Here is a 6,829-nt window from a genome sequence, read left to right on the forward strand (position 1 = left end):
AGCGCTCCGAGGCCGCGGCCAACCGGGCCCGCGCGCACGCGGACGACGCGGAGGCGGCGAAGCTCAAGGCCGACGCGGCCGTCAGGAAAGCCACCAGCTCCGCCGCCGACGCCATCCAGGCGTCCAAGGACGCCGCCTACGAGGCCGACCAGGCCGTGAAGGAGGCCGACAAGGCCGAAGAGCTCGCCAGGACCGCCAAATCCCACGCGGACGAGGCGAACAAGCAGGCCGCCAAGGCCCTCGCCGCATCGGTGAAGGCCGCCGGGTACGCGCACGTCACTGCCGGGGCCGCCATCGATGCCGGAAACGCCGCCGTGCAGGTGGCCCGTCCGGCCAACGACGCGATCCAGATCGGCTCGCCCTACATCGACACCGACAGCGCCGCTTCCCTGGTGGTGCTGACGGGGCAGGGTTCGAAGACGATCGCTGAACAGCAACAGGCCGTCGCCGACGCCCACGCCAAGAACGCCGAGGAGGAGGCCAAGGCCGCCAAGGCCATCGCCGACAGGGCACAGGACGACACGAAGGCGGCCTACCAGCACGCCGCCAACGCCGCCGGATACGCGGCCACCGCGCGCGGCTACGCCAAGGAAGCCCTCGGCTACTCGGCGGACGCCGCCAAGGCCGCCACGAAGGCCGTGCAGTCCCTGGCCCGCACGATCGAGTACGGCAGGCAGGCCACCGAGGACGCCGAGGCGGCCGACAAGGCGGCGGGCCGGGCCGAAGGGCATGCCAAGGACGCCCGCGACTCCGCCGACGAAGCCGCCCTCGACGCGCAAGCGGCCCGGGACGCTGCGGACGCGGCCGAACAGGACGCGAAGGACGCACGCGCCGCGGCCGACCGTGCCGACGAGGCCGCGACCGAGGCCGAGCAGTACGCCAAGGACGCGAAGAAGTACGCCGACGACGCGCAGGACGCCGCGGACCGGGCCGAGCGGGCGGAAGCCAACAAGCAGGTATCCGTCGGTGCGGGCACGGGAATCGGCGGCACTTTCTACGTCGTCGACGGCATCAGGCTCACCGGCGACCCGAAGCCGAAGAACGACTGCGTCATCGACATCGGCCTCTCCGGCTGCACGGTGACCTTCACCCTCACCTTCGACGCCGACGTCGATTTCTACCTGTGCGCCAACCCCGATGTCGCCGCGACCGAATCCAGCTGCCCTAAGCGCGACACGGTCTATCTCGCCTCGCAGACCTTCAAGGGCCTGAAAAAGGACGTCACCCGCTACTTCACCAAGCTGGAGATCGCCCAGGACATCGTCAAGGTGATCGCCAGGCTCGCCTGGGACATCCTCGTCCAGGACTTCGTCGACTGCTACCACGGCAGTGCCAGCGGATGCGGTTGGGCAGCCGCCAACTTCATCCCCGGCAAGAAGATCGAAGACGCCGTCCAGGCCATCCGCTCCCTCGATACAGCACTCAAGGCGGGAAGCAAGACGTCCGGCGCCTGGAAGGCCGTCAAGGCGTCCGGCCTCTCGTCCGACGTGATCTCCGGCATCGGGAAGCGGGCGAAAGAGGCCCTGAAGGCCTGCCGCGCCCGCAGCGCGGTCGTGATGCGCAGCGCGGCCGACGACTGCCTGATACCCCCCATGCTGGACGACGTCGGGGAGAACTACGTACGGGGCAAACATGTCGAGGGAGGCGCGCACATCGAGCCCGAGAAGGGCGTCTTCGACGCCGACATCGACCTAGACGATCTGGTCGAGAAGTCCTACCGGTCCAAGGCTGTCGGTCCGAACGGCAGCGGGTTCTATGAACGCAACGTCAACGCGGGCGCGCTGGTCGGAGTCACCTCCCAGGTGACCGGCAGCCAGCCCACCTCGTGGTTCAAGGTCGTACAGGACAAGTACGGCAGCGTACGCAGCATGTATCCGATCACGAAGCCGGTCGAGTAGGGGAATGCCCGTGGCAGTCAGCATCTACCTGGAGAACGGGGCGCACGAGCGCGTGGCGCGCGTCGGCGACGATCTGGACGAGAGTTTCCTGTCGGCGTGCCAGGCGGCTCCGGACGGGAGCGTCATGAGCGGCGTCTTCTCCGTCGGCGACACCATGTTCAACGAACAGCAACTGGAGCAGTTCGCCCGGGAGTTGGACCAGCTCCCCGAGGAGCGGAAGACGGGTACGACCCGACAGGTGGCCGACATGGCGCGGCGGGCGGCAGCCTTGCGCGGCTACTTGTTCATCTCCGGGGACTGACCGGACCGACCCCGAACGACACTCTGGAGGAAGACGTATCGCATGCCCCTCGTCATCTACGTGGAAGACCAAGTGCACGGTCGCATGGCCAAGACCTACGAGGACCGCAAGGAGACGTTCCTGGCCTTGTGCGAGTCGGCGCCGGAGGACAGTATCCTGCGCGCCGTGAACCGCCACGGCGACACCATGTTCAACGAGATTCAACTCAGGCGGTTCGTAGCGGAGTTGAACGCACTCCCGGAGCGGGAGAAGAACAGCACGGTGCGGAAGCTCATCGCGGCGGCCGAGTTCGCGATCGCCTCCTTCGGCTACCTGTATTTCGTCGGCGAGCCCGCACGAGCCTGAGGGCGTGAGCCACTGAGAGGTGGGCGTCCCGCTTCGCGCGGGGCGCCCACTGCCGCGCTGGCCTACTCCGCACCCGGCAAACGCCCAGGTTTACCCACTATCGGCACCCATGGGTTGACGTGTCCCACCGCAACCCCGAACTTCTCCGCTCGTCGGCGTGACCAACGCGGACTTCCTAGAAGGCGGGGGCAGCACCGCTCGATGAGCGACCACGGTTCATCCGACACGATCCGCAGCCGCGACTGACGCTTCGCCACAACCAGACCAACGAGCCGACAGGCACAGCGTCAGCAGCTTTAGTTGGAACAGTTAGTACCCGAGGGGTGCGGCTAATCACAGGATGATATCTGGGATGCAGTGGAGGGACGCCGCCCGCGGGGGCGGCGGGGCATGCCTTCAAATCTCGGATGACACCAGGCACGCTCCCCCGCCCCCAAGGCCACGGGCCGATGACAGCGAGCCGTCGACTCCTTAGCTCAAAGGTCGCACAAGAGCACAGCGCCGGTATAGAGAACACCGGAAAGTCTATGACCGCGAACGAACCAACAGAACGTCTCATTCCTGTGGCCCATGAGCCGGATAAGGACCACAGAAAATGAGAAAGGGTCATTCATTCTGAGACGCTACAAGCGACCTCAGGCAGTCCGCCGGATCAGGGCTAGATACATCGCGTCCGTGCCGTGCAGATGCGGCCACAGCTGGACGTCGGGTCCGTCACCGAGCGCCGGTACGCCCGGGATCAGCGGGCGCGCGTCGATCAGTTCGGCGCCCTCGTGGTGCTTGAGCACGTCGTCGACGACGGCACGCGTCTCAGCGAGGTGCGGTGAACAGGTGGCGTAACCGACGACGCCCCCGACGCGCACGGACTCCAACGCGGTGCGCAGCAGCCCCCGTTGGAGCGGCGCGAAACCGTCCAGGTCCTCCGGGCGGCGGCGCCAGCGGGCCTCCGGGCGGCGACGCAGAGCGCCGAGCCCCGTGCAGGGCACGTCCATCAGGACCCGGTCGAAGGTGCCGGGCTGCCACGGCGGCCGGGTGCCGTCGGCGGCGATGACCTGGTAGGGGCCCGGGTTGCCCCGGAGGGCCTGCGCGACGAGGCGGGCGCGGTGCGGCTGCTTCTCGGCGGCGAGCAGGGCGGCGCCGCGCTGGGCGGCGAGTCCGGCGAGCATGGCGGCCTTGCCGCCGGGTCCCGCGCACCCGTCGAGCCACTTCTCGTCGCGTCCCTCGATCGGGGCGTTCGCGAGTGCGATCGCGACGAGCTGGCTGCCCTCGTCCTGGACTCCGGCACGGCCCTCGCGCACGGCGTCGATCGATCCGGGTTCGCCGCCTTCGCTGAGCCGCACGGCATACGGCGACCAGCGTCCCGGCAGCGCGGACTCCTCGCCGACCGCGTCGAGGATTTCATCGGCGGTGGTGCGTCCGGGCCGGGCGACGAGCGTCACCTCGGGCCGCTCGTTGTCGGCATCCAGGAGGTCCTCGATGCCCGCGCGGCCGCCGCCGAGCGCGTCCCAGAGCGCGGAGACGACCCAGCGGGGATGCGAGTGGACGACGGCGAGATGGTCCTCGGCGTCCTCGGCGTAGGGCGGCGCGACCTTCTCCACCCAGCCGTCCAGATCATCGGCGGCGACCTTGCGGAGCACCGCGTTCACGAACTTGGCCCGCCCGTCACCGAGGACGACACGCGCCAGCTCCACGGAGGCGGAGACGGCGGCGTGCGTCGGGATGCGCGTCCCGAGCAACTGGTGGACGCCCATGTTCAGGACGTCGAGGACCGGCGGGTCGACCTCGCGCAGCGGCCGGTCGATGCAGGCCGCCACGATCGCGTCGTACGTTCCCTGCCTGCGCAGCGTCCCGTAGACCAGCTCGGTGGCGAGCGCGGCGTCACGCGCGTCGAACTTGTCGGGCCCCTCCTTCTCACGGGCCTTGCGCAGGAGCGGGGGCAGGACGAGGTTCGCGTACGCGTCGCGCTCGTCCACGGCCCGCAGCGCCTCGAAGGCGAGGAAGCGGACGGGGTCCTTCTTCGGGCGGCGGTGGGGCTTGCCGGGCTTGCCCTGCTTCTGGGGTCGCCGGCTGGGCTGGTCGTTCAAAGGTGCTCCGCTATTGGGTGGGGGCCGAACCTGTTCAGCCTACGTCGGTTGCCCCGACCCGCTCACCCGGGGCGATCCGCACCCCGCGCGCCCAGTCGGCGCCGCGCATCGGCTTCTTGCCCTGCGGCTGGACCCAGAGCAGCTCCACGGCATGCGATCCGGTGCCGACGTACACATTGTTCTTGGCGGCGGCGAGCTCGCCGGGCGCGAGGTCGGTGCGGTCCGCGACGAGCGCGGCATGGATGATCTTCAGCCGCTCCCCGCGGAACACCGACCAGGCACCGGGCGCCGGGGTGCAGCCACGCACGACGCGGTCGACACGGAGAGCCGGGGCGGCCCAGTCCACCTGGGCGTCCTCGACAGTGATCTTCGGGGCGAGGGTGATGCCGTCGGCGGGCTGCGGTACGGCCTTCAGGGAGCCGTCCTCGATGCCGTCCATGGTGGCGGCGAGCAGCCCGGAGCCCGCGAAGGCGAGGCGGGTCAGCAGGTCACCGCTGGTGTCGGTGGGCCGGACGACCTCGGTGACGGTGCCGTACACAGGACCGGAATCAAGCCCTTGCTCGATCAGGAAGGTGGAAGCACCCGTGATCTCGTCCCCCGCCATCACCGCGTGCTGGACGGGCGCGGCACCGCGCCAGGCGGGCAGCAGCGAGAAGTGCAGGTTGACCCAGCCGCGGGCCGGGACGTCCAGGGCGACCTTGGGCAGCAGCGCGCCGTAGGCGACGACCGGGCAGCAGTCGGGCGCGATCTCGCGCAGCCGCGCCAGGAACTCCTCGTCGCGCGGCTTCGCGGGCTTGAGCACCTCGATGCCGACCTCCTCCGCGCGCTGGGCGACGGGGCTCGCGACGAGCCTGCGGCCACGGCCCGCGGGGGCGTCGGGCCGGGTGACCACGGCCGCCACCTCGTGCCGGTCGGAGGCGATCAGGGCGTCCAGGGCGGGGACGGCGACCTCGGGGGTGCCTGCGAAGACGAGCTTCATCGTTGCCTTTCGGCCTCTCGGGACGGGAACGTGCGGGGAGCGCACCAGTCTATGAGCCGCTCCGCCGGGCCGCTCTCCGCGGGTCGCCCCCCCCTCCCGAGCCGCACGCCCCGAGTGGCCTCTCACCTGGGGGCGTACGCGCGGACGCGCGCCCTGTGCATATGCGCATACGCCCCTGCACCGTGACCCCACACGAACTAGCGCGTTGGTCAAGAAAGAGTTGACCACAACGGGCCGCCGACGCGGCCCGATCCTTTTCAACGCCGGTTCGAGAGGCTTGTTCATGGCCGACCACGCAACCCACGACGCCCAGGCACGGGCCAGCCTGCACCTCCTGGTTCGGGACATCGAGCGGGTCCGCCGGCAGGTGGACGCACTGCGTACGCTCACCGCCCAGCTCGGCAACGTATACCGCCCGCGCCGCTCCAGCCCCTCCGCGGGCTTCGTCGTGTATGGGCGTGCCCCCGCCCCGACCGTCCGCCTCGCCCAGGAACTGCGGGACAGCGTCGAGACGCTGGTGACCGCCGCGGTGGACTTCGACCGCTCGCTGGGCTTCTCGTGGGACGCGGTGGGCTCGGCCCTCGGGGTCACCAAGCAGGCGGTGCACCGCCGTTACGGCGCCCGCCGGGCCACCACGCAGGCGGCGGCGGAAGCGGAGCGCGCCACGGAGACGATTCCCTCCTCCACGGCCGCCCGGCCCCCGGTCCCGGTCGGTGCGCCCCTCCCCTCGGTCCCCGCGGCCCGCACGATGCCGACCCAGCCCACGGCAGGCAGCCCCGCCCTCCGCGAGGACCCCCGCCCCAGCGCCTTCCCGGGCCCACGCAACGGCTGAGTACGACAACAACGCGGCGGCCTCCTACCGGTTTCCCCGGTGGGAGGCCGCCGCCGTTGCGCGCCGCCCTTGTTGCGGGCAGGCGTTGCGCAAGGCGATTGGAGTCTCCCCTGTTCGAGCGAAGCCGAGAGCTTGGGGAAGGGTGGGCACAACGCCGAAGCTACCGGGCACCGTTGGACAGTGCGGCAAGCACCGCGCAGCGGAAGGCCCTCGGCGGGACGCCAAAGCAGGGGCCTAGCCAATATCCAGCGGGTCCACCCGAATCCGCACAGGCTCAACCCCCGCGGCCCCCCCGGCCCCCCGGGCCATCCGCGCCGCCTGCGCCACCTTCAGCGAAGCGGCAAGCGCGGCCCCGCTCCCCGGCGGCACGCGAACCAGCACCCGCTCCCA

5 protein-coding genes and 2 pseudogenes are annotated in these 6,829 nt (G+C 70.4%); 4 read left to right on the forward strand and 3 right to left on the reverse strand.

Annotation, left to right across the window (positions count from 1 at the left end):
• The 3 genes and pseudogenes from ABD378_RS44245 to ABD378_RS31075 form a co-directional block, all read left to right on the forward strand.
• Window positions 1-1,220, forward strand: a pseudogene (locus tag ABD378_RS44245) (virulence factor); the annotation flags it as partial.
• Window positions 1,221-1,908: 688 nt separating this feature from the next.
• Entirely contained in the window at window positions 1,909-2,199 is a 291-nt protein-coding gene (locus ABD378_RS31070; protein WP_344526233.1) for a hypothetical protein, read from the forward strand.
• 42 nt (window positions 2,200-2,241) lie between these two features.
• The gene (locus tag ABD378_RS31075; protein WP_344526235.1) at window positions 2,242-2,544 is read left to right on the forward strand and encodes a hypothetical protein; all 303 of its coding nucleotides are present in this window, start codon (window positions 2,242-2,244) and stop codon (window positions 2,542-2,544) included.
• A 635-nt stretch (window positions 2,545-3,179) separates the two neighbouring features.
• Here the strand turns inward: ABD378_RS31075 and ABD378_RS31080 are convergent.
• Together ABD378_RS31080 and fmt are read right to left on the reverse strand one after the other, a co-directional pair.
• A complete protein-coding gene (locus ABD378_RS31080; protein ID WP_344526237.1) occupies window positions 3,180-4,628 on the reverse strand; it encodes an RsmB/NOP family class I SAM-dependent RNA methyltransferase in 1,449 nt (482 codons plus the stop codon).
• 34 nt (window positions 4,629-4,662) lie between these two features.
• The gene (gene fmt, locus ABD378_RS31085; protein ID WP_344526239.1) at window positions 4,663-5,607 is read right to left on the reverse strand and encodes a methionyl-tRNA formyltransferase; all 945 of its coding nucleotides are present in this window, start codon (window positions 5,605-5,607) and stop codon (window positions 4,663-4,665) included.
• A 283-nt stretch (window positions 5,608-5,890) separates the two neighbouring features.
• Between fmt and ABD378_RS31090 the strand changes: the two genes are divergently transcribed.
• Window positions 5,891-6,439: a hypothetical protein gene (locus tag ABD378_RS31090; RefSeq protein WP_344526241.1), complete on the forward strand. Its 549-nt coding sequence runs from the start codon at window positions 5,891-5,893 to the stop codon at window positions 6,437-6,439.
• 234 nt (window positions 6,440-6,673) lie between these two features.
• Here ABD378_RS31090 and ABD378_RS31095 read toward each other — a convergent pair.
• Window positions 6,674-6,829, reverse strand: a pseudogene (locus ABD378_RS31095) (primosome assembly protein PriA); the annotation flags it as partial.

It is taken from the genome of Streptomyces rectiviolaceus, from assembly GCF_039533825.1.
Classification (GTDB): Bacteria; Actinomycetota; Actinomycetes; order Streptomycetales; family Streptomycetaceae; genus Streptomyces; species Streptomyces rectiviolaceus.

What these genes read in the sequence shown, in the direction of transcription:
- ABD378_RS31075 (WP_344526235.1), top strand. Translation starts at nt 2,242, where the DNA reads ATGCCCCTCGTCATCTACGTGGAAGACCAAGTGCACGGTCGCATGGCC.
- fmt (WP_344526239.1), bottom strand. Translation starts at nt 5,607, where the DNA reads ATGAAGCTCGTCTTCGCAGGCACCCCCGAGGTCGCCGTCCCCGCCCTG.
- ABD378_RS31090 (WP_344526241.1), top strand. Translation starts at nt 5,891, where the DNA reads ATGGCCGACCACGCAACCCACGACGCCCAGGCACGGGCCAGCCTGCAC.